The 25,179-nt window shown below is 41.2% G+C and carries 19 protein-coding genes; 13 read left to right on the top strand and 6 right to left on the bottom strand.

Going from position 1 to position 25,179, the window contains the following annotated elements:
• Window positions 1-328 precede the first annotated feature (328 nt).
• Window positions 329-2,551, top strand: a complete 2,223-nt coding sequence (locus tag PSH54_RS06180) for a TonB-dependent receptor (RefSeq protein ID WP_273605721.1) — start codon at window positions 329-331, stop codon at window positions 2,549-2,551.
• Between the two features lie 279 nt (window positions 2,552-2,830).
• Here PSH54_RS06180 and PSH54_RS06185 read toward each other — a convergent pair whose 3' ends face one another.
• Window positions 2,831-3,595 (bottom strand): outer membrane protein assembly factor BamD, encoded by a 765-nt coding sequence (locus PSH54_RS06185; RefSeq protein ID WP_024031852.1) that lies wholly within the window; start codon window positions 3,593-3,595, stop codon window positions 2,831-2,833.
• A 141-nt stretch (window positions 3,596-3,736) separates the two neighbouring features.
• On the opposite strand from PSH54_RS06185, the gene rluD reads away from it, so the two are divergent.
• The 3 genes from rluD (at window position 3,737) to clpB (ending at window position 8,119) form a co-directional block, all read left to right on the top strand.
• Complete coding sequence (gene rluD, locus PSH54_RS06190) at window positions 3,737-4,714, top strand: 23S rRNA pseudouridine(1911/1915/1917) synthase RluD (protein ID WP_004587336.1); 978 nt, start codon at window positions 3,737-3,739, stop codon at window positions 4,712-4,714.
• On the top strand, window positions 4,714-5,445 hold the full coding sequence (pgeF, locus tag PSH54_RS06195; RefSeq protein WP_273605722.1) for a peptidoglycan editing factor PgeF: 732 nt from the start codon (window positions 4,714-4,716) through the stop codon (window positions 5,443-5,445). Before rluD ends, pgeF begins: the two co-directional genes overlap by 1 nt.
• Before the next feature lie 97 nt (window positions 5,446-5,542).
• Window positions 5,543-8,119, top strand: a complete 2,577-nt coding sequence (clpB, locus tag PSH54_RS06200) for an ATP-dependent chaperone ClpB (protein ID WP_004587334.1) — start codon at window positions 5,543-5,545, stop codon at window positions 8,117-8,119.
• A 46-nt stretch (window positions 8,120-8,165) separates the two neighbouring features.
• On the opposite strand, the gene PSH54_RS06205 is transcribed toward clpB, so the two are convergent.
• On the bottom strand, window positions 8,166-9,713 hold the full coding sequence (locus PSH54_RS06205; RefSeq protein WP_273605723.1) for a methyl-accepting chemotaxis protein: 1,548 nt from the start codon (window positions 9,711-9,713) through the stop codon (window positions 8,166-8,168).
• 616 nt (window positions 9,714-10,329) lie between these two features.
• Between PSH54_RS06205 and gshA the strand changes: the two genes are divergently transcribed.
• Window positions 10,330-11,916, top strand: coding sequence for a glutamate--cysteine ligase (gene gshA, locus PSH54_RS06210; protein WP_273605724.1), 1,587 nt, complete (start codon window positions 10,330-10,332; stop codon window positions 11,914-11,916).
• A 133-nt stretch (window positions 11,917-12,049) separates the two neighbouring features.
• Complete coding sequence (locus PSH54_RS06215) at window positions 12,050-12,661, top strand: transglycosylase SLT domain-containing protein (protein ID WP_024031857.1); 612 nt, start codon at window positions 12,050-12,052, stop codon at window positions 12,659-12,661.
• A 61-nt stretch (window positions 12,662-12,722) separates the two neighbouring features.
• On the opposite strand, the gene PSH54_RS06220 is transcribed toward PSH54_RS06215, so the two are convergent.
• Together PSH54_RS06220 and PSH54_RS06225 are read right to left on the bottom strand one after the other, a co-directional pair.
• Window positions 12,723-13,991: an HlyC/CorC family transporter gene (locus PSH54_RS06220; protein WP_004587330.1), complete on the bottom strand. Its 1,269-nt coding sequence runs from the start codon at window positions 13,989-13,991 to the stop codon at window positions 12,723-12,725.
• 61 nt (window positions 13,992-14,052) lie between these two features.
• Entirely contained in the window at window positions 14,053-14,859 is an 807-nt protein-coding gene (locus PSH54_RS06225) for a cytochrome C assembly family protein (RefSeq protein WP_024031858.1), read from the bottom strand.
• 253 nt (window positions 14,860-15,112) lie between these two features.
• Between PSH54_RS06225 and ffh the strand changes: the two genes are divergently transcribed.
• The 6 genes from ffh (at window position 15,113) to tyrA (ending at window position 20,090) form a co-directional block, all read left to right on the top strand.
• Window positions 15,113-16,492 carry a signal recognition particle protein gene (ffh, locus tag PSH54_RS06230; protein ID WP_024031859.1) on the top strand — a complete coding sequence of 460 codons (1,380 nt, stop codon included), beginning with the start codon at window positions 15,113-15,115 and terminating at the stop codon, window positions 16,490-16,492.
• Window positions 16,493-16,742: 250 nt separating this feature from the next.
• Window positions 16,743-16,991 (top strand): 30S ribosomal protein S16, encoded by a 249-nt coding sequence (gene rpsP / locus PSH54_RS06235; protein WP_004587327.1) that lies wholly within the window; start codon window positions 16,743-16,745, stop codon window positions 16,989-16,991.
• A 17-nt stretch (window positions 16,992-17,008) separates the two neighbouring features.
• Window positions 17,009-17,545 (top strand): ribosome maturation factor RimM, encoded by a 537-nt coding sequence (rimM, locus tag PSH54_RS06240; RefSeq protein ID WP_004587326.1) that lies wholly within the window; start codon window positions 17,009-17,011, stop codon window positions 17,543-17,545.
• Window positions 17,545-18,312, top strand: coding sequence for a tRNA (guanosine(37)-N1)-methyltransferase TrmD (gene trmD, locus PSH54_RS06245; protein ID WP_004587325.1), 768 nt, complete (start codon window positions 17,545-17,547; stop codon window positions 18,310-18,312). The genes rimM and trmD overlap by 1 nt, the downstream gene beginning before the upstream one ends.
• Window positions 18,313-18,345: 33 nt before the next feature.
• Entirely contained in the window at window positions 18,346-18,705 is a 360-nt protein-coding gene (gene rplS, locus PSH54_RS06250) for a 50S ribosomal protein L19 (protein ID WP_004587324.1), read from the top strand.
• A gap of 251 nt (window positions 18,706-18,956) precedes the next feature.
• On the top strand, window positions 18,957-20,090 hold the full coding sequence (tyrA, locus tag PSH54_RS06255; RefSeq protein WP_029773468.1) for a bifunctional chorismate mutase/prephenate dehydrogenase: 1,134 nt from the start codon (window positions 18,957-18,959) through the stop codon (window positions 20,088-20,090).
• 104 nt (window positions 20,091-20,194) lie between these two features.
• Here the strand turns inward: tyrA and PSH54_RS06260 are convergent, their stop codons facing one another.
• Window positions 20,195-21,352 (bottom strand): chorismate mutase, encoded by a 1,158-nt coding sequence (locus PSH54_RS06260; RefSeq protein ID WP_273605725.1) that lies wholly within the window; start codon window positions 21,350-21,352, stop codon window positions 20,195-20,197.
• A gap of 358 nt (window positions 21,353-21,710) precedes the next feature.
• Here PSH54_RS06260 and PSH54_RS06265 point away from each other — a divergent pair, with 358 nt between their 5' ends.
• Window positions 21,711-24,725: a bifunctional diguanylate cyclase/phosphodiesterase gene (locus PSH54_RS06265; RefSeq protein WP_273605726.1), complete on the top strand. Its 3,015-nt coding sequence runs from the start codon at window positions 21,711-21,713 to the stop codon at window positions 24,723-24,725.
• 12 nt (window positions 24,726-24,737) lie between these two features.
• Here the strand turns inward: PSH54_RS06265 and PSH54_RS06270 are convergent, their stop codons facing one another.
• The gene (locus tag PSH54_RS06270) at window positions 24,738-25,067 is read right to left on the bottom strand and encodes a translation initiation factor (RefSeq protein ID WP_024031864.1); all 330 of its coding nucleotides are present in this window, start codon (window positions 25,065-25,067) and stop codon (window positions 24,738-24,740) included.
• Window positions 25,068-25,179 lie beyond the last annotated feature (112 nt).

Consider the following 25,179-nt stretch of genomic DNA (forward strand, 5'->3'; position numbering starts at 1 on the left):
AAGCTTTAATTAATGTGCTTTATGGAATAATGGTTCTCTTATATGTAAACATAAAAGGTGCACAAAATTAGAGTGTGTATAACGTGATTACTTTTTAGCAAAAGGCCCATTTTTTTGTGTAGGTTATCCAACAATAATCAAAAGTTATAATTAATTTGTACCTGTATGTTTATTAAATGAAAATTTTTATACATTTCTTCACAAATATGTAATATAATGCCCCTCCAGAGGAAAGATGCTATTAGGCGTCTTTTTTTATGCCCAAAACTTATTGCCCAAGCCAATAAGTTCGCATAACTAAATTATACGGTATCCTTTGGAGAATATTTTGAAACTACGCAAACTCTCACAGTTAAGCCTCGCAATTGTCGCTGCATTAACTACCTCAGTAAATGCTGAAGAAGCTAAAACAACAGCAAAACAAGACGCGTTTGAAAAAATCGAAGTTACAGCTCGTAAACGTACAGAGAGCTTGTTTGAATCTCCAACCGCTATCACATCAATTGGTGCTAACCTAATTGATAAAGCCAATATGAGTAACCTAGAAGATATTGGTAAATACGTTCCAAACTTAAATATCACTCGCTACGGTGTAGGTAATGCGGCGCATGCCTCTGTGTTTATTCGTGGTATTGGTCTACAAGATCACATAATTACAACCGATCCGGGTGTAGGTGTTTATTTAGATGGTGTTTACTTAGGCCGTCAAATGGGGTCAAACTTATCCTTACCAAATGTAGAGCGTGTTGAAGTTCTACGTGGACCACAAGGTACATTATATGGTCGTAATACCTTAGGTGGCGCAGTAAATGTAATTACTAAGCAACCAGGTGATGAAGGGATTGTTTCAACTACAGCTAAAATTGGTAGCCGCGGACGTATTGCTGGCGATGTATACTTTAATAACTCGCTAACAGATGAAGTAAGTATGTCTGCAAGTGCATCATACAAAACGCGCGATGGTGTGGGTGAAGCTGTCAATTTAGCTAATCCAGAAAAAGAAATTGGTGAAGAAGAAGAGTTTAGCGGTCGCGTAGCCCTTAAATGGCATGCCAATAGCGATTTAGCGTTTACTTTTTCACTTGACGGTGTTGATAACGAGTCGGGTCAATCGCCTTACACTATTGAGTTAACTGAGCCGCTTGATGCAAATGATGTATTTAATGGTGACTTTCCTTTATTAACACAGGATATGATCCCATCTGACCCTGATGATTTAGGCACTACCGTTGCTGGTATTGAATCTACGTCTTACTCAGGGTGGGGTACGTCATTTACTGCTGATTGGGCAATTGATGATACGTACACGGCTAAATTTATTTCAAGTTACCGTACTTCTGAATACGAAGGTGGACTTGATGATGATGCCTCACCTCTTAATTTATCTGAGTTCCCAGAAGAGGGTGGTGCAGACCAATACTCGTTTGAAATTCAACTAAATGCGACTTACGACAATATGGACTTTGTATCAGGCCTTTACTTCTTTAATGAAGATGGCTTTACACGTTCAGGTCCATTTGTCTTTAGCCCATTCAATACACCTAATGGCTTATTAAACGATGGTGTTACACCTTCATTTGGTGGCTATGGCGATTTTGAAATTAACCAAGAAACAAACTCATACGCTGTATATTTTAATACAAGTTACGATTTAACAGATGATTTAAGTATTGGTGGTGGCCTTCGTTACTCAAAAGATGAGAAAGATGCTGATGCGATTTTCCCAACATTTGCTGAACGTAAATACGTAAGTGCAGAGTTTGACGCTGTAACATGGGATGTAAACGCATCATATCAAATCAGCAATAACATGAATGTATATGGTCAAATCCAAAAAGGTTACCAAACCGGTGGTTTCCCTCCACGTCCATTTGGTGGCCCCGATCAGTTTGTATCGTTTGATGAAACTAAAGCAATTAACTACGAAATGGGCTTAAAAGGCCAAGTACATGAAAATGTATCTATGATGTTGGCTGTATTTGTAACAGATTACACTGACCTTGCTTTACCATTTTCTGACCCTACTGCAGGCGGTGGTTTTGTAACGATTGTTGAAAATGCAGGTGAATCTAAAGCGCAAGGTATTGAGCTTGAAACTACCGTTGCCATTACAGATGATTTCACAATTCGCAGCTCTGTAGGTTACTTAGATTCTGAGATTACAGAAGTAGATGCAGGCGTACAAGGTATTGGTAAAGGTGATTCACCGGCATTAACACCACGTTGGACTGTAATGATTGCCCCTTCTTACTTTATGGATTTAGACAGCGGTGCAACCGTTGCATTTAACGCTAACTACTCTTACAGAAGCGAAATGCAAGGCCAGTCGGTTTACAATGAAAGCGAAACTATTGATTCGCGTGAATTAGTTGGTTTTAATATTTCTTACACTAACCCTTATGGGGATATGGAAGTAACCTTATACGGTGAAAACGTATTAAACGAGGTTTACGATGTAGGTCGTTTACAGCAGTCAGGTTTTGTTGGTGTAATGCGCAGTAATGACCGTAGCGAGTTTGGTTTAAAATTCAAAAAAGACTTTGAGCTTTAATAACCCGCAATGAGTTAATTAAAAGGTAAGCTTAGGCTTACCTTTTTTTTTCACCTGTAAAAAGCAAAACTTAGATCAACAGCGAATCTTTTTGTAACAAGCGCTATACAATCGTGTAGTGCAATTGCTATTGATATATTTAGTGTGGTGCGAAGGCTAATCGCTAAGTATTAAAAAGCGCCACAGGCATCAACTAGTCTTATTTTTAGGCAATAAAAAAGCCCTCAGAGAGGGCTTTTAAACAATCAACATAGGTTTAAATAAAAACCTCTGCCATTCTTATTTGTTAGATTCATTGTATTCACGCGTTAGTCTTGCGTGCTCACTTAAATCTGTCAGGCCAAGCTTTTCGTAGCTTTTTTCCATCATCTCAAGCGCAGGCTCTAAATAGCTGCTTTGCGAGTAATGCTCAACAACGTACTTACCACGATTAGCGGCCGCTAGGTAAGCTTCACGTTCGTAGTAGTAATTAGCCACTTTTAGCTCGTAACGCGCCATGCGGTTTAAAAGCCACACTAAGCGACGTTTAGCCTCTGGTGCGTAATCACTCTTTGGAAAGCGTTTTACAAGCGTTGATAAATCGGTAAATGCAACACGTGTACGGTTTGCATCGCGGTCAGCTCTGTCTATGCCAAAATACTCTTGGAAGGCATTTTTATCTGCTTTAATGTTAACCAAGCCACGCATGTAGTACATGTAATCTAAATCTTTGTGGTTTGGGTTTAAACGAATAAAGCGGTCAATGGTCGCTAATGCTTGCTCTGTATTACCTGATTGGTAATGGGCATACACTAAATCCATTTGTACTTGCTTTGAGAAAGGGCCAAATGGGTAGCGTGAATCAATAGCGGTTAACAGCTCAATTGCACGGGCGTATAAACCTGAGTCGAGCGTTTGTTTTGCATCTTCATACAAAGCGTGTGCAGATTTGTTAGGAACGCGTTGGATATCTTCTTGGTCAGGCGCAGAAGAACAGGCCCCTAAAGTAAGTACAGAAGCTGAAAAAACAATGGCGAATGCACGTTTCCCTATTTTATTTATCATTTTATTTGTTACCTTCGATGTCTTCGGCTAGGCCACGGCGGTAAAACCGAGTAAACTATGCGTATTATATTATGCTTTTATTAAAAGCGATTCTAACCCAGTCAGGCACAGCTTGCACTGGTAAATTGGGTAAAGTTACTAATGTCAGAACAAATTTCACTTCAAGCCGAGGTTCCTACCGAGTTAGGTGGTAAACGTCTAGACCAAGTATTAGCGCAATTGTTCCCTGATTATTCACGTTCACGTATAAAAACATGGATATTGGATGATAAAATCACCGTTGACGGTGAAATCTATAACACACCACGAGAAAAACTACTCGGTGGTGAAGTTGTAAATGTTGAAACCAGCATTGAAGCACCACGCGAATACGAAGCACAAGATATCAAATTAAACATTGTTTATGAAGATGATGATATTTTGGTTATCAACAAACCTATGGGCCTAGTCGTTCACCCAGGTGCAGGTAACCCAGATGGCACAGTGCTAAATGCATTGCTGCATCATTTTCCGGATATTATTAACGTACCGCGTGCAGGTATTGTGCACCGTCTAGATAAAGACACCACAGGCTTAATGGTGGTGGCTAAAACTATTCAGGCGCAAACACATTTAGTTAAAGCACTGCAAAAACGCGAAAACTTTACGCGTGAATACGAAGCTTTATGTAATGGTACTATGACCGCAGGTGGCATGGTTGAAAAGCCGATTGGCCGTCATCCAACGCAGCGTACACACATGGCAGTTCACGAAATGGGTAAGCCTGCTATTACACATTACCGTGTTGCTGAAAAATTCCGTGCTCATACACGTTTACGCCTTCGCCTAGAAACCGGCCGTACACACCAAATTCGTGTTCATATGGCGTATATAAACCACCCGTTAATTGGTGATAGAGCCTACGGCGGGCGTCCTCGTCCACCTAAAGGTGCTACGCCGGAGCTGTTTGAAATGTTACGTACATTTAATCGCCAAGCCTTACACGCAGTAAAATTGAGTATTGCGCACCCTATTACGGGCGAGATGATGACCTGGCAAGCGCCTATTCCAGATGACATGGTGGCAATGACTCAGGTGCTTAGAGAAGATACCAAAGCTAACCCTAACATAGAGTATTAATGGCTTTTTTGTCAGCCCCTTGGCCTAATTTAACCTTGGTAGGTACGCTCAGTACCACCCGAGAAGGCGGCGTGTCAAAGCCACCTTTTAATAGCTTAAATTTAGGCCTACATGTTGATGATGATCCAGAGCACGTGCTAAAAAACCGTGCTTTGGTTGAGCAATCCCTGCCAAACCCGCCACTGTGGCTTAATCAAGTGCATAGCGCCGATGTGCTCTGTGTTGATGCAGATTTTAATTTTCAAACATTACACAGTGCTGATGCGTTGTATACTAAAGTTAAAAATCAGCCTCTTGCTATTATGAGTGCAGATTGCCTGCCTATTCTGTTTGCAAGTCATGATGGCCATGAAGTTGCAGCAGTGCATGGTGGTTGGCGCGGCCTTGAAAAAGGGATCATAAAAAATACCCTTGCCTGTTTTAGCTCGCCTAGTAAGCAAATATATGCGTGGCTTGGGCCTGCTATTGGTGCTGAGCAATTTGAAGTTGGCGCCGAGGTTGCTACGCAATTTATTGCAAAATCTCCGTTGTTTAAAGAGGCGTTTAAATTACAAAGCAATAATAAATACTTGTGCGATATTTACCTAATCGCTCGCATTGAGCTTGAGCAATTAGGTGTTATTAATATTAGCGGAGGCGATTATTGTACTGTTTCTCAGCCATCATTGTTTTTCTCTTATCGGCGAGAAGGTAAAACAGGGCGTATGGCAAGTTTGATCTGGCGCAAATAAAACACTATTTCCCCACAATATTCTTCTTAACACCTTGAACAATTCTATTAACATACCCATTTATTAAGCAATTAGTTTATTAAATAGGTAAACCCTCATGCGTTTAGATAGATTCACAAGTAAATTTCAATCTGCGCTTTCAGATGCTCAGTCGCTAGCATTAGGGCGCGATCATCAATTTATTGAACCCGTACATTTAATGTATGCGCTTTTACAGCAAAATGGCTCTAGCGTGCGCGCCTTGCTTGCACAAGCCGGCGTGAGTGCGGATGAGCTTAACACCAAGCTTTCTCAAGAAATAGAAAAGCTGTTTAAAGTCGAAGGAGTCGGGGGCGACGTACAGCTTTCTAATAATATGGCTTCGCTTATTAACTTATGTGATAAGTACGCGCAAAAGCGTAAAGATAAGTATATTTCGAGCGAATTATTTGTATTAGCTGCCTGTGACGACAAAGGCCCTTTAGGTGATATTTTTAGAGCGCTTAATATCACTGCAACTAAAATAGAAAGTGCCATAAAAGCAATTCGCGGTGGTCAAAAGGTCGATGACCCTAACGCCGAAGAAACCCGACAAGCACTTGAAAAATACACCATTGATTTAACCGAGCGCGCAGAGCAAGGTAAGCTCGACCCCGTTATTGGGCGAGATGACGAAATCCGTCGCACGATTCAAGTTTTGCAGCGCCGTACTAAAAATAACCCCGTGCTTATTGGTGAGCCAGGGGTAGGTAAAACGGCCATTGCTGAGGGGTTAGCACAGCGCATTATAAATGGCGAAGTGCCAGAGGGCCTAAAAAGTAAGCGTGTTTTATCGCTAGATTTAGGCGCGCTGGTGGCGGGTGCTAAATACCGCGGTGAATTTGAAGAGCGTTTAAAATCAGTGCTCAACGAGCTCGCTAAAGAAGAAGGCCAAGTGATTTTATTTATTGATGAAATTCACACTATGGTGGGCGCAGGTAAAACCGACGGCGCTATGGATGCTGGCAATATGTTAAAGCCAGCGCTTGCTAGAGGGGAGCTACACTGTGTGGGCGCCACTACGCTAGATGAATACCGCCAATACATAGAAAAAGATGCCGCACTTGAGCGTCGTTTTCAAAAAGTATTGGTTGAAGAGCCCTCAGTTGAAGACACCATTGCCATTTTACGCGGCTTAAAAGAGCGCTACGAGTTACATCACTCGGTGGATATTACCGACCCGGCAATTGTCGCTGCTGCGCATTTATCGCACCGTTATATTAGTGACCGACAATTACCAGATAAAGCCATTGATTTAATTGACGAGGCTGGCTCTTCAATTCGTTTACAAATAGATTCTAAGCCTGAGTCTTTAGATAAGCTTGAGCGCCGTATTATTCAATTAAAACTTGAAGATAACGCTTTAGCTAAAGAAAAAGACGATGCAAGCCAAAAGCGGCGCAGCGAAATGCAGCAGCTCATTACCGACTTAGAAGCGCAATATCGAGAGCTTGATGAAGTATGGAATGCAGAAAAAGCTTCGTTACAAGGCACGCAAGTAATTAAAGCTGAGCTTGAACAAGCGCGCCTTGATCTAGAGGTTGCCCGCCGAGCAAGCGATTTACAGCGTATGTCGGAGCTGCAATACGGAAGAATTCCAGAGCTTGAGCGAAAACTTGATTTAGCCTCGCAAGCTGAAATGCAAGAAATGAGCTTACTAAAAAACCAAGTAGGCGAAGACGAAATTGCAGAAATACTCTCTCGTTGGACCGGGATCCCAGTATCGCGAATGCTGCAAGGTGAGCGAGAAAAACTGTTAAAAATGGAAGAGCAACTTCACAGTAAAGTGATAGGGCAGGACGAAGCAGTTGTTGCGGTCGCGAATGCGATACGCCGCTCTCGTGCGGGGCTTGCCGATCCTAATCGACCAATAGGGTCATTTTTATTTTTAGGACCCACTGGGGTGGGTAAAACAGAGCTTACTAAAGCGCTTGCAGGTTTTATGTTTGATACAGAAGATGCCATGGTGCGTATCGACATGTCAGAGTTTATGGAAAAACACGCTGTAGCACGTTTAGTGGGCGCGCCTCCCGGTTATGTTGGTTACGAAGAAGGCGGTTATTTAACCGAAGCCGTTCGTCGTAAGCCTTATTCTGTAATTTTGCTTGATGAAATAGAAAAAGCGCATCCCGATGTATTTAATATTTTATTGCAGGTACTCGATGATGGCCGCCTTACTGATGGACAAGGGCGCACGGTTGATTTTAAAAATACGGTTATTATTATGACCTCAAATTTAGGCTCAGATATTATTCAAGAGCAAGCGGGTACAAACGACTACGCAACGCTTAAGAGCAAAGTTATGAATGTGCTCGTTAACGAATTTAGGCCAGAATTTATAAACCGTATTGATGAAACCGTCGTATTTCATCCACTTGCCAATGAGCATATTAAAGAAATTGCCGATATTCAGCTTGTTAAATTGCGTGAGCGTTTAACAGAAATGGGCTACCTATTAGAGATCAGTGATGCGGCGCTTGAAAAAATTGCCTCTAGCGGGTTCGATCCTGTTTACGGTGCTCGGCCATTAAAACGAGCTATTCAGCAAACAATTGAAAACCCACTGGCTCAGCAGCTATTAGGGGGAGAGTACAATCCTGGCGATATTGTCGTGATAGATGCAAATGAGCAGGGCCTGATTTTTTCAAAACGCTAATACAGACGCACAATAAGCCGCCAAGCAGGCGGCTTATTGCCTTGCTTTATACTTTAAATGTATAAAGTAGGTTGTTTACTTTTTGAGAGCCGGCAACTAATTCTGCGGCATCTTTAGCAACGTCAAAACTTAAAGCTAAGTTTTCGTTACTCACCTCTTTTATATTATCTACATTATTAGCAATATCATGGCTCACCATCTGCTGCTCCTCTGCAGCCGTCGATATACTGTTTGTAAGTAATGCTATTTCACTAATTTGATTGAATATACTATCGAGCTCTTGGTGTGTTTGATCGGTTGTTTGTACGCAGCCCTCAGCTTGTAGTTTTGTACTTTGCATTACCTTTGACCAATTAACCAATGTATCCTGTATATCTTTAATCGAGCTGTGAATTTGCCCCGTAGCACTTTGCGTACGAGAAGAAAGAGCACGCACTTCATCAGCAACTACGGCAAAACCACGGCCATGCTCGGCTGCTCTTGCGGCTTCTATTGCTGCATTAAGCGCTAGTAAATTGGTTTGCTCAGCAATACCTTCTATCTCATTCATTACTTGGCCTATTTTATCTGCTTCCTGCGCGAGGTTATTAGCCGTATTGGCAGCATGATCTACGTGAGTTGCCAGCTCAGATACCATTTTTTTGTTATCAGCAATATGTTGTTTTATATCCGCGCAGCTGTGCTGAGTAGAATTAACTTTGTCGGCGGTAGTTGTTGTACTATTCGAAATCTCACCAATAGTGGCGCTCATTTGCGCCATAGCAGTGGCGATTTGTGTAAGCTGTGTGCTTTGTGCCTCAATGCCTTTTTCGGTGAGCGTCGATTTATCATCTAGGTTTTCAGCAATGTTATTAAAGGCATAGGTGGCATCTTTTACGCGCCCCAATACAGTTCTGAGCTTAGCAAGTAACATTTGCTCTTTATAGTCACTCACACTTAGCGGTGAGTTATCGCAAAAAACATAGCGCGAGATAGAGTCAGAATGCTGTTTATAGGTGTTTAATTTAGCAGGGGTTGCCACAAGCTCTTGATAATTTAAGGCCAAAATAAGCACGCAAATTAATACGTTGATAACCGCTGCCATGGTTGAAAAGGCAAACCCACTCATTATTAGCCAGCTAAATACAACGGCTAACGTAAGCATTTGGCGCAAGTGTGTGCGTTCTTTAAAATTAAAAGCGGCTTTACCGCTATTTAATTTTTCGTATAGTTTATGGGCTGTTAAAACATGTTTTTTATCTGGTTTTGTACGTACAGATTGATAGCCAACTAACTGATCAGCTTCAAAAATAGGGGTTACAAATGCATCAACCCAGTAATAGCGCCCATCTTTACATCTATTTTTTACTATGGCGCGCCATGAGTGGCCGCTTTTTAGCGTACTCCACATTTCTTTAAATGCTGCTTTGGGCATATCTGGGTGGCGCACAATATTATGATTTTTACCAACGAGCTCTTGGGCACTAAACCCTGCTACATCGCAAAATGCCTTATTTGCATACGTAATGACTCCTCGTAAATCGGTTGTGGATACCAATTGCTGAGCATCACTAAAGTGAACCTCTTCATTTATTAAGCTTTGATTATGACGCATGTTAGTTTTAACAATCCTTTTTAATTAACTTGTCATTGTATTGGGTAAACTAAAGGAGGTGAAGTAAAGGCGCTGCGCTAAATAAAATTGTCATCAAAATTGCGACTTTTTATGATCTATATCAAATACTGCGTTTAAAATGTTAAAGCTTATGAAGAGTAATCTATTAATTCAGGGTCTTTATGTTTGGGGCGTGAGGGTTTTTGGTGGCTGAGTTTACAGCAGTGTGTTTGGTTTTTAGGCAAGGGGTATGAGCAGGACGCGAAAGCTTTGTTCGGTTTTTACTTATTCTTACATGGATGTAAGTCATAAGAATAACGCAGGGCAGTTATCGTGCCAATTAGGTTACAAATATTGCGCTGCGATTGAATCGCCCTTAGTTTGGACAAATTTCAATTCACAAAGGCCAATACGCCCTAGCAAAGCGATTGTATATTAGCGTGAGCAGTGGCAAGATTAGCTTGCTGGTTGATGCTTGTTGTATCAAGCGCATGCTCAACAGGGTAAATAGCTAAAAATTTTGAAAAATTATATTGTTCTTAACAATTTAATCTTGAGTATGGGCAATTAGCCCCCATAACCCTAAGATTAAGCCACGTGGCCGAGGAAGCATTTTTTGACTATACATGATTTATCTAGCGCGCTAAACGCGTTATCAGCAACACCGCATCAGCACGCAATTAAAGGGATCAAACGTGGTATTGAGCGAGAGTCGTTGCGTATTAAAGGTAATGGCGCCATTTCCATTTTAGGACATCCTAAAGGCGTAGGTAGTGCATTAACAAACGGACATATTACTACCGACTTTTCAGAGTCATTACTTGAATTTATTACCCCTGTTAGTGAATCAGCGACAGAAACCTTAGCGCAATTAAAAGACCTACAAAAGTTTACACTTGAGCACATGGGTGATGAGCTTTTATGGCCTATCAGTATGCCATGCTTTATTGAAGATCAAGATGACATCGTACTGGCTCAATTTGGTAGCTCAAATACTGCGCGTATGAAAACCCTATACCGTGAAGGATTAAAAAACCGTTACGGTAGTATGATGCAAGCGATTGCGGGTGTTCATTTTAATATTTCTTTTCCAGAAACACTTTGGCAATCTTTACACACCTTAAAGCAAAGTGAGCAAAGCCTAGAAGCATTTATATCGGATGGTTATTTAGCGCTTATTCGTAATTTTAAACGCGAGCTTTGGTTAATTAGTTATTTGTTTGGTGCATCACCTGCATTATGTAATTCTTTTTTACAAGGGCGCAAAACTGACCTACCGTTTAAAAAACTAGGTAAAGGTACACTTTATTTAGAAGTAGGAACCGCGCTACGCTTGGGTGATTTAGGTTACACCAACAGTGCGCAATCTTCATTACGCGTAATGTATAACTCGCTTGATGAGTACGTTGCGGGGCTTAAAAAAGCAATCAACACGCCTTCTGACTTATACGGCGATATTGATGACTACACCACAGCAACACCTAAGCAGCTTAATAAAAATATTCTGCAAATCGAAAACGAATTTTATTCGCCGATCCGTCCTAAACGTAATGCTAAAAGTGGTGAAAAACCAACGGATGCATTATTAAGAGCAGGCATTGAATATGTTGAAATTAGAGCGCTGGATGTAAACCCGTTTAGTGAAACGGGCATTGATATAGAGCAAATCCATTTTTTAGATGTGTTTTTAACGTATTGTTTGTTAAAAGACTCTCCAGAAATGCAGTGGAAAGAGCAAGCCCGCAGCACTGAGAATTTAGACACAGTGGTTAATCAGGGGCGTCAGTTAGGTGTTATGCTTAACGACAACAACCAACAGCGTACGTTACAAAGTTGGGGGAGAGAAATTTTTGACCAACTAAGTGAAGTCGCTGAGCATATGGATAAGGCGTATGGAGTGACCTATTACAGCGAAACCATCGCACAAATGGCTACTTGGGTTGATAACCCAGCGCTGACTTTTTCAGGGCGTTATGTGCGCGAGCTAGAAAGTGCGGGTATAGATAACGGTTTATTTGCTATTCAATTGGCTAATAAATATAAGCAAAGCCATGCGCAAGCCAACTACAATGTGTTTTCTAAAGAATGGCTAGAGCAACAAGTTGTTCTCTCGGATAAAGCGCGAGAAGAAATAGAGCGCGCCGACACGCTAAGCTTTACTGATTTTTTAGATGAATATTTTAATGCCAAAGCACCCGCTTAAGTTTTTTTAAGCAAAAAAAACGCAGCCCAAGGTGGCTGCGTAAATATTCTTCAGGGATGAAACAATGCTATACTGCTGCATTCATATACTCAGACCCACGCTTTTTTAAAAAGTTCAGTGAGATCTTATAAAAATGAAAAAAAATGCAATTATTTTATCTTTTGCCCTCTCTTTAGCTGGGTGTGCCACTGCGCCGCCAAAGCAACCTAATGATCTTTGTAAAATTTTTGAAGAAAAGTCAGACTGGTACTTTGATGCAAAAGATGCACAAGAAAAATGGGGCTCACCTAAACATGTTCTTATGAGCATGATGTACCAAGAAAGCTCGTTTCGTCATGATGCCGCACCACCCATGGAGTATTTTTTATGGATAATTCCAACTGGGCGTGCCAGTGATGCTTACGGGTACTCACAAGCAAAAACTCCAACTTGGTCTGACTATATTCGTGAAACGGGTAACAGTGGGGCTGATAGAGATGATTTTGACGATGCAATCGACTTTATGGCATGGTTTGTTTATAAAACACATAAAGTAAATGGTATCTCTAAATGGGATGCTTATGCCCAATACTTAAATTATCACGAAGGGTGGGGCGGTTATAAACGCGGTACCTATAAAAAGAAAAAGTGGCTAATGAGTGTGGCTAATAAAGTAAAACACCGCGCAAGTCGTTATGGTGCGCAGCTTAAACGTTGTGAAGAGGAGCTTGATAAAGGCTGGTTTGAGCGACTGCTTTTTGGCTAACTACATACCTTAAAAGCAAAAAAAGGAGCCATGGCTCCTTTTTTTAATGCATTATTTACACTTACAACTTACGTTGATTTGGCTTAATTTTTACCTGTTTGATCATATTCTCTTTTACCTCTAACACCTCAACAGGGTAGCCGGCTATTTTAAGGCTTAAATTAGCATCTGGAATATCTTCTAGGTATTCCACAATTAAACCGCTGAGTGTTTTAGGGCCATCAAGAGGAAACTCCCAGCCCATCTCTTTGTTTAAGTCGCGCACGTTAGCGCCGCCATCAACAAGGTAAGAGCCATCGCTTTGTGTGGTCACTTCTTCACTTGGCGTACGTGTTTGCGTGGTAGTAAAATCGCCAACCACTTCTTCAAGAATATCCTCAAGGGTTACGAGACCTTGTATGTCGCCATATTCATCAACCACTATACCAATACGCTCTTTTGATTGCTGGAACTTTAATAGCTGGGTATTTAGGGACGTCCCCTCAGGAATAAAGTAAATCTCACGTACAGCACGCAATAATGACGGTTTATCAAATTGCTCTTTGGTTAAAAGACGAAGAGCGTCACGCGAATGGATAAAACCTACCGCGTCATCAATATTGTCGCGATAAAGTAATACACGGGTGTGCTGAGCATGAGTTAATTGGCGGCTAATGAGCTTCCAATCGTCGTTAATATCAATCGCCACTATTTCGTTACGAGGGATCATAATATCTTCAACGGTCACTTGCTCTAAGTCTAAAATAGAGGTCAGCATGCTTTGGTGACGAGCTGGCAGTAATGCGCCTGACTCATTCACCACTGTTTTAAGCTCTTCTTTACTCATGCTGTGCTCATCTATTTGTGCTGAGCTGATACCAAATAGACGTAAAATACCGTTGGTCATCCAGTTAACAACAACCACAAATGGGAATAGTATTTTGAGTAACCCTTTTAGAATAATAGAGCTTGGAAAGGCTACTTTTTCAGGGTACAACGCAGCAAGCGTTTTTGGGGTTACTTCTGCAAATATTAGTACCACTAGCGTTAACACACCGGTTGCAATACCAATACCTAAATCACCGTATAAACGAATACCAATAATAGTAGCTACCTGGGCGGCAGCGATATTTACAAGGTTGTTACCAATTAATATTAGGCCTATGAGTCTATCAGGACGGCTAAGTAATTTACTGACTCGTTTAGCTGCGCGATGTTCCTCTTTTGCAAGGTGGCGCAAGCGTATACGATTAATTGACATGATCCCGGTTTCTGAACCCGAGAAATAAGCAGAAAAAAGCACCAATAAACCTAAAATGATAAACAAGGTACTTGTCGATATGTCGTCCAACGATGGATCCTTTTTTTATAAACCAATGCGTATTAAGCTAGAGTGAGCTGACAGAGTCAAGTTAAAACTTATTTAACACCACTTCTTGTATAAAACGGCTGCCAAAATAAGCAAGTGTGAGGATAAATGCAGCGACCATGATGGTAATAACCACAGGTTTTCCACGCCAGCCTTTTTTCATATGCCCAAGCGCCACAGTGACAAAAATAACCCATGCGACAAGCGATAAAATGGTTTTATGGATAAATTCTTTTGCAAACATCCCATCTAAAAACACAAACCCTGTTAATAAGGCAAAGGTAAGTAACACCGTACCTAAGTTTAATAGTTGATAGAGCTGACGTTCTACCACCATTAATGGTGGCAAATGACTATGCACAATTGCTAAATCTTTACGTTTTAAACGTTTATCAATAAAGTAAAACTGCACGCCGTATAAAGTGGCAATAATTAACACGCAATATGCTAACAGTGATAGCGATATATGTGTGATAAGGCCTATTTCAATATTAAAGCTTTGTAATAAAATATGGTGCGGTATAAACAAACTTGCAATGGTGAGTAGGGCTGCAAAGCCATAGACAACCGGTAACAGCAATGTAGCAGGGAACTTTAACGACACCGCAGTCACCGACACCACAATAACCCAGCAGGTCAGCAGTGCAACATTAACAATGCTTAAATCTTGCCCGTCGGAGCGAAACACCGAATTAACCAACAGCAGCATGTGCGCTAGTATAGCCACGGTACTTAAAATAACCGTTACCTTTTGGCTAGGACCTTGTTGATGAAACAGGCGTGTTAACACGTGAGACGTTGCTAACACATAAAACAAACTGGCAATAATAGTTAAACTAATAATCAGCATTGTGCTTGGGCCACTTATAATTAGAGTCAAATAATTCTTGTTGTTATAAGCACATTGTATTTTATAGCAAAGCAATTGCATAGACCTAAAAAAAGAAACTCAATAAGCTGTGCTTCAATACTGTATTGTGCGCCATCATTTACGGTATACTGTTTTTAATTGAAATTTAATACTATTGCTCCCATCTAATAAGTAAAATGCAAATAAGCGTGAGCTTATTGGGTCAATATAAACGTCTTATCGGAACCGTTACATGTTTGAGAACCTCCAAGAACGATTAGGTAAAACCTTAAAAAATATTAGTGGCCGCGGCCGTTTAACAGAAGACAACATTAAAGATACGTTACGTGAAGTACGTATGGCGTTTTTAGAAGCTGACGTTGCGTTGCCTGTTGTTCGCGAGTTTGTAAAGCAAGTTAAAGAACGTGCCGTAGGTGTTGAAGTAACTAAAAGCTTAAGCCCTGGCCAAGTATTTATAAAAATAGTGCGCGAAGAGCTTGAAAAAGCGATGGGTGAAGCCAACGAAGAGCTTAGCCTAAATGCACAGCCGCCAGCCGTTGTTATGATGGCTGGTTTACAAGGTGCGGGTAAAACAACCAGTGTTGGTAAGCTTGCTAAGTTTTTAAAAGAGCGTAAGAAAAAGTCAGTGCTAGTTGTTAGTGCCGATGTATACCGTCCGGCGGCTATTAAACAGCTTGAAACACTTGCCAGCGAAGTTGACGTGGATTTTTTCCCAAGTGATATTTCGCAAAAACCAGTAGATATCGCCACCGCTGCTATTTCTCATGCTAAAAAGAAATTTATAGACGTTGTTTTAGTCGATACCGCCGGCCGTTTGCACGTAGATAACGAAATGATGGGCGAAATTAAAGACCTTCATAAAGCAATCAACCCAATCGAAACATTATTTGTGGTTGATGCAATGACGGGTCAAGATGCGGCGAATACCGCTAAAGCATTTGATGAAGCGCTACCTCTAACCGGTGTTATTTTAACTAAAACAGATGGTGATGCACGCGGTGGTGCTGCTTTATCTATTCGTCATATTACCGGCAAGCCAATTAAATTTATGGGTGTGGGTGAACGTACGGATGCACTAGAGCCGTTCCATCCAGATCGTATCGCATCGCGTATTTTAGGCATGGGGGATGTACTTTCATTAATCGAAGAAGTCGAAATGAAAGTCGATAAGGAAAAAGCAGCTAAGGTCGCCGAAAAAGTATTTAAAGGCAACGGCTTTACCCTTGATGATTTTGCAGAGCAATTAAAGCAAATGAAAAATATGGGTGGCATGATGTCGATGCTAGATAAGCTGCCTGGTATGCAAAACTTACCCGATGCTGTAAAAGGCCAAATGGGCGACAAAACCTTCATTCAAATGGAAGCAATCATCAGCTCTATGACCAAACAAGAGCGTGCGCGCCCTGAGATTATTAAAGGCTCTCGTAAAAAGCGTATAGCCGCAGGCTCTGGTACACAGGTACAAGAGATAAATAAACTGTTAAAACAGTTTACGCAAATGCAAAAAATGATGAAAAAAATGAAAGGTAAAGGCGGCATGCAAAAAATGATGCGCGGCATGAAAGGCATGTTACCACCTGGAATGATGGGTGGCGGTGGCCCTAAATTTTAATATAGCGCTTAAATAGCCGCTATATAATGTATAACAAAAGGGCTAATTGGCCCTTTTTTGTTGAATAAATTATGCGCGTGGTGCATGATAATCTATTAATTGTGGCTCAGATCACAGTTTAACCTACTAAAGTGGCTTTTTGCTTCACTTCTTACTTGCATTGTTGCTAAAAACTCGTACAATTCCCCAGCTCCCCATACTGGGGAGTAAATCTTATTAATGAAAACAGTCAATCTATTTAGAGGACGGTATGGTAACTATTCGTTTGCAACGTGGTGGCGCTAAAAAACGCCCTTTCTATCAAATTGTGGTTGCGGATAGCCGTTTCTCGCGTGACGGTCGCTTCATCGAGAAAATTGGTTTCTTTAACCCAATTGCTTCAGGTCAAGAAGAAAAACTTCGTTTAGATTTACCTCGTGTTGATCACTGGGTAGGTCAGGGCGCAGGTCTTTCTGATCGTGTAGCTAAGTTAGTTAAAGACGCTCGTAAAGCGGCTTAATAGGCGTAAGTGTAACCATGAGTCAAGAGAACACCTCATCAATTATTGTCGTAGGAAAGCTCGGTGCCCCATATGGTATAAAGGGCTGGCTTAAGGTACATTCATTTACTGATGATCCCCAAGGGATCTTCGATTTCAGCCCGTGGTTGATAGGGCAACAAGGTAAATGGCAGACCTTAGAAGTGGTCGACTGGCGTCGCCACAACAAAGGCTTTATCGCTAAAATTGCGCAAGTAAACGACAGAGACGAAGCAATGGCTTATACCCATGCAGAAATATCTGTTGATTCAGCGCAATTACCAGAACTGCCGCAAGGCGAGTTTTATTGGCGAGATCTCATTGGCATGTCGGTTGTAACTGATAAAGGTTACAATTTAGGCACTGTTGATGACCTGATGGAGACAGGATCGAATGACGTACTGGTTGTTAAGGCAAACAGTAAAGATGCATTTGGTCAAGCTGAGCGTTTGATTCCTTTTTTAACTGATTCAGTAATTAAAGAAGTTAAATACGAAGCGAGAGAAATTACCGTAGACTGGGATCCTGGGTTTTAATGACTCAAACTAGTTCATTATGGGTAGGGGTGATAAGCCTTTTTCCAGACATGTTTGATGCTATTACACACCAAGGTGTCACTGGTCGCGCAGTGAAAAATGGCTTAATTGACTTTAACTGCTGGAATCCACGTGACTATGCTTTAGATAAGCACAGAACCGTAGATGACCGTCCTTACGGGGGCGGCCCAGGTATGTTAATGATGGTTGAACCATTAAAACAAGCCATTCTTGACGCTAAAAAAGCGGCAGGTGATGGCGCAAAAGTAATTTATATGTCCCCGCAAGGGCGCAAATTAGATCAGCAAGGGGCTAGCGAACTCGCAAACTCTGAAAAGCTGATTTTGATTGCCGGTCGCTATGAAGGTATAGACGAGAGAATAATAGAGTCATACGTTGACGAAGAATGGTCAATTGGTGATTTTATTTTGAGTGGTGGCGAATTACCTGCCATGACATTAATTGATGCAGTAGCGCGATTAGTGCCAGGCGTGTTAGGTCATAACCAGTCAGCAGAGCAAGACTCATTTTCGGATGGCTTGCTAGATTGTCCTCACTATACACGGCCAGAAACATTGGACGACAAACAGGTGCCTGCTGTACTACTCAGTGGAAACCACCAAGAGATTGCAAAATGGCGGCTTAAGCAGTCATTAGGCAGAACTTGGCTACGACGTCCTGACTTGTTGCATAACCTAGCTCTGACTGAGGAGCAAGCGGTATTACTCGCACAATTTCAGCAAGAGTACCAAAAAGCTTGTGGCTAGAAGACAGTTACACCTAGGAAAGTGAGAAACATAATGGCAAAAGTAAACCAAAATATTATTAAAGCGCTTGAAGAAGAGCAGCTTAAAACAGACGTACCAGCATTCGGCGCTGGTGATACAGTAGTTGTACAGGTACGTGTAAAAGAAGGTAACAAAGAGCGTCTACAGGCCTTTGAAGGTGTTGTAATCGCTAAGCGTAATCGTGGTCTTCACTCAGCATTCACAGTTCGTAAAATTTCGAGCGGTGAAGGTGTTGAGCGTGTATTCCAAACGCACAGCCCTCTTATTGATAGCGTAACAGTTAAGCGTCGCGGTGCGGTTCGTCGTGCTAAGCTTTACTACCTACGTGAGCGTTCTGGTAAATCTGCACGTATTAGAGAAAAACTTAACTAATACGCGCTGTTTATCAACGCAAAGAAAACGGGTTGCAGCCTCACGGTTGCAACCCGTTTTGGTTTTTAAGCATTAAATAACATACTACCTCTTCACAAAAGCATCCCTCTGTATTAAGTAATCTTCACTCTCGTTGTTACATTAGCCTTTTAACCCATACTTGATCCTGTTAGTATTTAACGTATTGATTAGTTTACTTAAATGTAAATATATATTTACGAAATGAGTTGTTTATAGGTGGAATGAGAAACGTGGCTGAATTAAGTGATTTATCACAATTACGAGATGGCATAGATGAATGCGATGCGCAATTAGTTGCTTTACTTGCAAAGCGAAATGCAATAACCCAAAAAATTGGAGCTATTAAGCAGCAAAATGGCGCCCCCCTGCATGCCCCTGAAAGAGAAGCTGCTTTGCTAGCGGCTCGACGTGATGAAGCGATTAAACAAGGAGTCAGCCCTGAACTTGTTGAAGACATATTAAGGCGCATGATGCGCGAAGCCTATCAAAACCAACAAGCTAAACTTGCCTGTGCAGCTCCTGATTTATCACCTATTGTAATTGTAGGTGGGCAAGGGGCAATGGGCCAGTTATTTGCTCAGCAGTTTATTCGTTCAGGTTATGAAGTTAAGATTTTAGATAAAGATCAGCAAAACGATGCTAAAGCCATTTTAGCTGGCGCAAAATTAGTGATGATCAGTGTGCCTATCAATGCACTTGAGGCCGTTGTTGCTAAGCTACCTAAACTTGATGATGACTGTTTGCTTGTTGATATTACCTCAGTTAAGCAATCACCCATTAAGGCATTAAAGGCGGCGCACTCTGGGCCCGTTGTTGGCTTGCACCCTATGTTTGGCCCTGATATTTCTCACTGGGTTAAACAAACTGTTGTTGTGTGTGAAGGCCGAGCGCATGATGCTGCGAAAGGCTTACTACAGCAGTTGCAAGTATGGGGTTGCCAACTTGTTGAGCTAGATGCTAAAAAGCATGATGAAGCAATGCAAATTATACAAGTAATGCGCCACTTAACGACCTTTGTTTATGGGCAGTTTTTAGCAAAGCAAAGCCATACGCTTGAGGAACTAAGAAGCTGCTCGTCTCCTATTTATCAGTTAGAGTTGATGATGGTAGGGCGCTTATTTGCACAATCTCCTGAGCTATACTCAGATATAATGTTGGCCCAGTTTGATAATGTTGAGAGTTTATTAGCGCAATACCAAGAGACCTTTGCACAAACTCTTGAAAAGCTAAAAGCGGGAGATAAAGGCGCACTCATCGATGCATTTGCTGATGCTAAAGCGTATTTTTCAGACTCTACCGCGCACTTTTTAACGCAAAGCCGTAGCCTGCTAAATAAAGCAAATGACGCCAAGGTATTAGATTAAAAGGGTTAAAAATGTGTAGTTACTTAAGCTATACGTTGAAAGCATTTTAAATGAGCGATTAAAAAAGGGCCTACTTAGGCCCTTTTTAGTATTTGCGTGTTAGGTTAGGTATTTACACTCACAGCTTGTAAAGACTCACTTTGATAACAGCCTAAAACGCGCACATATTGAGTATGCTCTTTTAGCTCCTCTAAGGAATGTTGTACTTGGCTATCGGCAAGGTTTGCTTCTAAGTCCACATAAAACACTTCTTCCCACGGGTTACCCGGTACAGGACGAGACTCTAGTTTAACTAAGTTTATTTGATGTTGCTTAAACACCATTAGCGCATCAGCCAATGAACCTGCTTGTTGCTTAGTGGCCATAATAAGGCTGGTTTTAGTCGGTATTTGTTTAGATACCTGCAGAGGTTTGCGCGCCACCACGATAAAGCGGCTGTGGTTTTCACTTTGATTCGCAAGGTTTGATTTAATCACTTCAAGACCAACGTTTTTACCTGCCTGCGCTGAGCCAATGGCCGCACTATTTGGCGTATTTAAAGCTGATTGTAGAGCACTTGAGGTTGAATCACAGGTTTCATGTTGTAAATCACCGAGGCCTTGTAAAAAGCGACTACATTGAGCAAATGGCTGAGGATGGGCATAAATTTTAGTTAATTGGCTTAATTCAGTATCTGGGGTGGCAAGTAAGCAGTGCTCTACACTGTGTGTAACTTCACCTACAATTGATACTTGAGCATGTTGTAATAAATCAAATACTTCGTTAATACTGCCCGAGCTGGTGTTTTCTATAGGCAGCAAACCAAAATCTGCTTGGCCATTTTCTACTTTACCCGTAATTTCATCAAACGAGGTACAGCCAATTTCGACTAACTTACCAGGGCGGCGGCTAAAGTATTTATGACACGCTAGCTGACTGTACGAGCCTTGCCCGCCTAAGTATGTAACGCGATGTGTTTCACTTAATGCATCGGGGTTTAAGTTTTTTTGCAGCATGGCTTGCTGATGCAGCACAGAGTCTTCCAAAATGGTTTGAAAAACGTTATTTACATAATACGCATCTAGACCAAGCGACTTGCCATAACCAATCAGCTTTTCGAGTAAGGCTAGTTCGCGCGCTTCATCACGAATCGGTTTGTTATTCGCAATTTTATACTCAACAACACCATGGCTAATACGGCGGCGCTTAGCTAATAACACCAATAGATCGGAGTCTATTTCGTTAATATCGTGTCTGAGCGCGTTTAAAACATCGTTGGTCATTTTGGTTTCCTCATTCCAAAAATAAGTTGCTTAGTGCAACTAAAACAAAAAAGCCTCCCAAGTGGGAGGCTTTGCTATTCGATTGATTTTATCTCACAAACAGTTCAGCCTCTTTTATATAAAGAAGCTAAAAAAAGAAAAAAAAGTGCAAGATAAGATAATTTTCATGCTGTTAATGTATGAGGTGTTACTAGCAAAGTCAACAAGCAAGCCAGTTTAAATAGACATAATGAATAATTATCAGCTCCTAGCTAACATTTAGATAAAATTTACAAATAGTTTATAAATATGAATAGGGATCTGGTATATTTCAGGTATTAGCTAAAAATAACAACAACTAAAATAGTAAGGTTGGCCTGTGGTGTATAGACGCCCTCCATCGCGTTTTGGACTAAATTCTTTAAGTGTAAAGCTGTCGTTGCTTATATCTGCAATTTGTTTAATTGCCGGTGTGTGCGCTGCCGCGCTGATGCTTAAATCTGAAGAAAAACAATTAGTTTTCGAAGAGCATGAAGTACTTAAAAGCTCCACCGAATTACTTATCAGGCAATTTGACGCACTAATCAAAACAAAATCAGCCGTTGCCAAGCAGGCTAATAATGTTGTGTCAGAGCAGCTATTTAGTGATAGCTCAGCAATCAATTTATCTAACAAAACCCAGTTACAATTTAATAGCGACGGCACTATACGCAGTGCATCGAGCGACGGCCTTTCAGCCGCATTTCTTCCTCAGCAGCATTATTCTCCTTTTTATAAGCGTTTATTTAATAACTCAGAGTCGTTATGGAAAGTCATTTCACCAACCTTAATTCACGACTTTTTTAATTTTTATATGATCACCAAAGACGATTTCATCCGTGTCTCGCCCCCCAATTGGGCGTTAAACGCACCGGCTGAACTCAGAGGCTCTAATGGTGCAACATTTAAGTATGTACAAAGTGATTTAAACCCTAGCAGAGAACCTGTTTGGTCTAAGGTTTATTACGATAAAGTGTGGCATAAATGGGTTATTAGTTTGCTTGTCCCCTTGTATGTTGATAATGACTTTTTAGGGGTGACCGGCAGTGATATAGATTTAAACACGCTGATTTCATTTTTACCTGTGGGCGATAAAGAAAAACATTTACTGGTATTTGATAAAAAAGGCCAACTACTTGCGCACCCGAGTCTTAACCCAGCGCTACAAGCAAGTTATGGCAGCAAAGATAAAACAATAACAACAAACGAATTTGTTAATCCGCAATTGCAAGCCATTATAAATGAAGCAATTACCATGAAATTACCAGAGTATGCTAATTCGTTTGTACAAAACGATGAAGCACACATTATTAATATTCGTAAAATTGATAAACTAGACTGGTACATTGGGGTTTATAAAAAACGCTCATCAACGCTCTCTGCTCTGCAAGATTTAAAACTGAAGTTTTTTGGCTTGTTTGTGCTTTATGCGGTCTTGGTTGCCTTATTGTTACACCAAGCGCTGTATCAATTAGTGCTTCGCAGAATTCACACATTAGTACATGCAGTTACTGGCTTTGGTAAAGGGCAATTACTAACCGAATTCCCGCCAGAAAACAAAGACGAAATAGGCACGCTAAACGGCTCATTTAGAGATATGACCGTAGAAATTCGTAAGCTTATAGATGGGTTAAACCAGCGAATTACAGAAAAAGAAATTGCCGAGAAAGCCGCTAATAGGCTCTCTAAAGCCGTTGCCTTCTCAGGAACCGGTGTGGTGATCACCGATGAAAACTTTGTTATAGAATACGTTAATCCCAAAATGCTGGAGATGACAGGCTACCCAGAGAGCCACTTTAACCGCGCGCCGCTGTTGAATATTATCGCATCTGAGATGGCCATTTTGGTTGAAGATATCAATATCGACCTTCGCAGTAGAAACTACTGGCGTGGTGATACCTTGATTCAGGGCAATGATAAACAGCCTATTTGGGTATCGTTAAGTGTTTCTCCTATTCGCGAAGACGGCGGTGAGATCACCAGTTATGTAGCCTCCGCACAAGATATTTCGTTTGTTAAAGAAAGCCAGCGCAAAATGGAGCAGCTTGCGTACTTTGACACGTTAACGGGCTTAGCAAACCGAACCTTTTTTAGAATGCAGCTGCGTAAATCAATGGCTTTGGCTGAGCGCGGCCATTATGCGTTTGCACTTTTTTACTTTGATTTAGATGAATTTAAGCGCATTAACGATACGTTAGGCCATGATGCAGGCGATCAGTTACTAATTGAAGTTGCTAACCGTCTTAAAGCACGCTTACGCGCCGAAGATACAATTGCCCGCCTAGGGGGCGACGAATTTGCTGTATTACTCAGTGGTATTGAAAGCCAAGAGCATGCCAGTGATGTCGCAAATACTATTCAAAAAACACTTAATGTGCCTATAAAGCTTGGCAATAACGAAGTAATAGTCAGCGCTAGTATTGGTATTACAATGGCCCCTTACGATAGCCTAGAAGAAGATCAGCTTTTAAAACATGCTGATTTAGCAATGTATGAGGCAAAAGCCAAAGGGCGTAATACTTACCACTTTTATAGCCAAGAGCTTAACGCGGCTGCCAATGAAAGGCTGTTCATTGAAAACGAATTACGCCATGCGATTAAAGAAAAACAGTTTGAGGTTTATTATCAGCCGCAAATAAACTCATTAACTCAGCACGTTGTAGGCTATGAAGCGCTACTACGCTGGTTCCACCCAGTAGAAGGGCTTATATCGCCGACCAAGTTTATTCCTATTGCTGAGGCAACAGGGCTCATTGTGGAACTCGGTGAGTGGGTATTACAGCAATCGTGCGAGTTTGCCGTGCGTTTAGCGCAAGATGGACGAGATAACAACGTATCTATTAATTTATCGGCACGTCAGTTTAAAGACGCTAATTTAGTGCCCATGCTCAGCAGTATTATAAAACAAACAGGGGTAAGTGCTAAGCGGTTACACTTGGAGCTTACCGAAAGTATGCTAATGGGCAATGTTGAAGCTGCCATTACGCAATTACACGAACTAAAAGCACTGGGCATTTCAATATCGATTGATGATTTTGGTACTGGCTATTCGTCACTAAGTTACTTAAAACGATTCCCGGTCGACATATTAAAAATTGACCGCTCGTTTGTAAAAGATATCCCTGCTGATTCTAATGACATGGAAATTACCGCGGCTATTATAGCCATGGCGCAAAAGCTTAAATTAGACGTAGTTGCAGAAGGGGTTGAAACGATAGAACAAGTAGAGTTTTTGCAAAATAATAATTGTTATATTGTGCAAGGGTTTTATTACAGCAAACCGATTGCTGAGAGCGAACTGCCAGCGTTATACAAAAAATTAAACGATGCGCCTAACATTGCTAGTAGCAAATAAAAAGTTGCGGGTTTAGCCACCCGCAATTTTTACTTTAAATTTAAGGGTTTCTAAAATCCCTTTTAGTTTTTCGCGATCATCGCCTTGAACTTCAATAATACCTTCTTTTACCGCGCCACCTTGGCCCATTTTACTTTTTATGGTTTTAGCTAGCTTTTTTAGATCGTGTGCTTTTGGATCTATACCCACAACCAACATCACACCTTTACCTTTTCGGCCCTTAGTTTGGCGCTCTATGCGGATAAAGCCATCTTTAAATAGTTTTGCAGTGGGTTCTTGCTCAACCTTTGGCTGGCTAATTCGGCCCATATCGGTTGAATATACTAAGCGGTTATCACTCATAATTTACCTAAATAAACGTTTTTATTGATGTATTAAATAATAACAAATTTGCTGGCGAGTGTTTTTATTTTTGCTAAATACTTTTAACAGGTTATATTTAGGTCAAAGGAAA

Source organism: Pseudoalteromonas sp. Angola-30 (assembly GCF_028599215.1).
GTDB lineage: Bacteria > Pseudomonadota > Gammaproteobacteria > Enterobacterales > Alteromonadaceae > Pseudoalteromonas > Pseudoalteromonas atlantica.

Excerpts from the sequence above, each read along its gene's own strand:
- PSH54_RS06185 (WP_024031852.1), bottom strand. The coding sequence starts at position 3,595 with ATGATAAATAAAATAGGGAAACGTGCATTCGCCATTGTTTTTTCAGCT.
- rluD (WP_004587336.1), top strand. The coding sequence starts at position 3,737 with ATGTCAGAACAAATTTCACTTCAAGCCGAGGTTCCTACCGAGTTAGGT.
- pgeF (WP_273605722.1), top strand. The coding sequence starts at position 4,714 with ATGGCTTTTTTGTCAGCCCCTTGGCCTAATTTAACCTTGGTAGGTACG.
- clpB (WP_004587334.1), top strand. The coding sequence starts at position 5,543 with ATGCGTTTAGATAGATTCACAAGTAAATTTCAATCTGCGCTTTCAGAT.
- PSH54_RS06205 (WP_273605723.1), bottom strand. The coding sequence starts at position 9,713 with ATGCGTCATAATCAAAGCTTAATAAATGAAGAGGTTCACTTTAGTGAT.
- PSH54_RS06215 (WP_024031857.1), top strand. The coding sequence starts at position 12,050 with ATGAAAAAAAATGCAATTATTTTATCTTTTGCCCTCTCTTTAGCTGGG.
- PSH54_RS06225 (WP_024031858.1), bottom strand. The coding sequence starts at position 14,859 with ATGCTGATTATTAGTTTAACTATTATTGCCAGTTTGTTTTATGTGTTA.
- ffh (WP_024031859.1), top strand. The coding sequence starts at position 15,113 with ATGTTTGAGAACCTCCAAGAACGATTAGGTAAAACCTTAAAAAATATT.
- rpsP (WP_004587327.1), top strand. The coding sequence starts at position 16,743 with ATGGTAACTATTCGTTTGCAACGTGGTGGCGCTAAAAAACGCCCTTTC.
- rimM (WP_004587326.1), top strand. The coding sequence starts at position 17,009 with ATGAGTCAAGAGAACACCTCATCAATTATTGTCGTAGGAAAGCTCGGT.
- trmD (WP_004587325.1), top strand. The coding sequence starts at position 17,545 with ATGACTCAAACTAGTTCATTATGGGTAGGGGTGATAAGCCTTTTTCCA.
- rplS (WP_004587324.1), top strand. The coding sequence starts at position 18,346 with ATGGCAAAAGTAAACCAAAATATTATTAAAGCGCTTGAAGAAGAGCAG.
- PSH54_RS06260 (WP_273605725.1), bottom strand. The coding sequence starts at position 21,352 with ATGACCAACGATGTTTTAAACGCGCTCAGACACGATATTAACGAAATA.
- PSH54_RS06270 (WP_024031864.1), bottom strand. The coding sequence starts at position 25,067 with ATGAGTGATAACCGCTTAGTATATTCAACCGATATGGGCCGAATTAGC.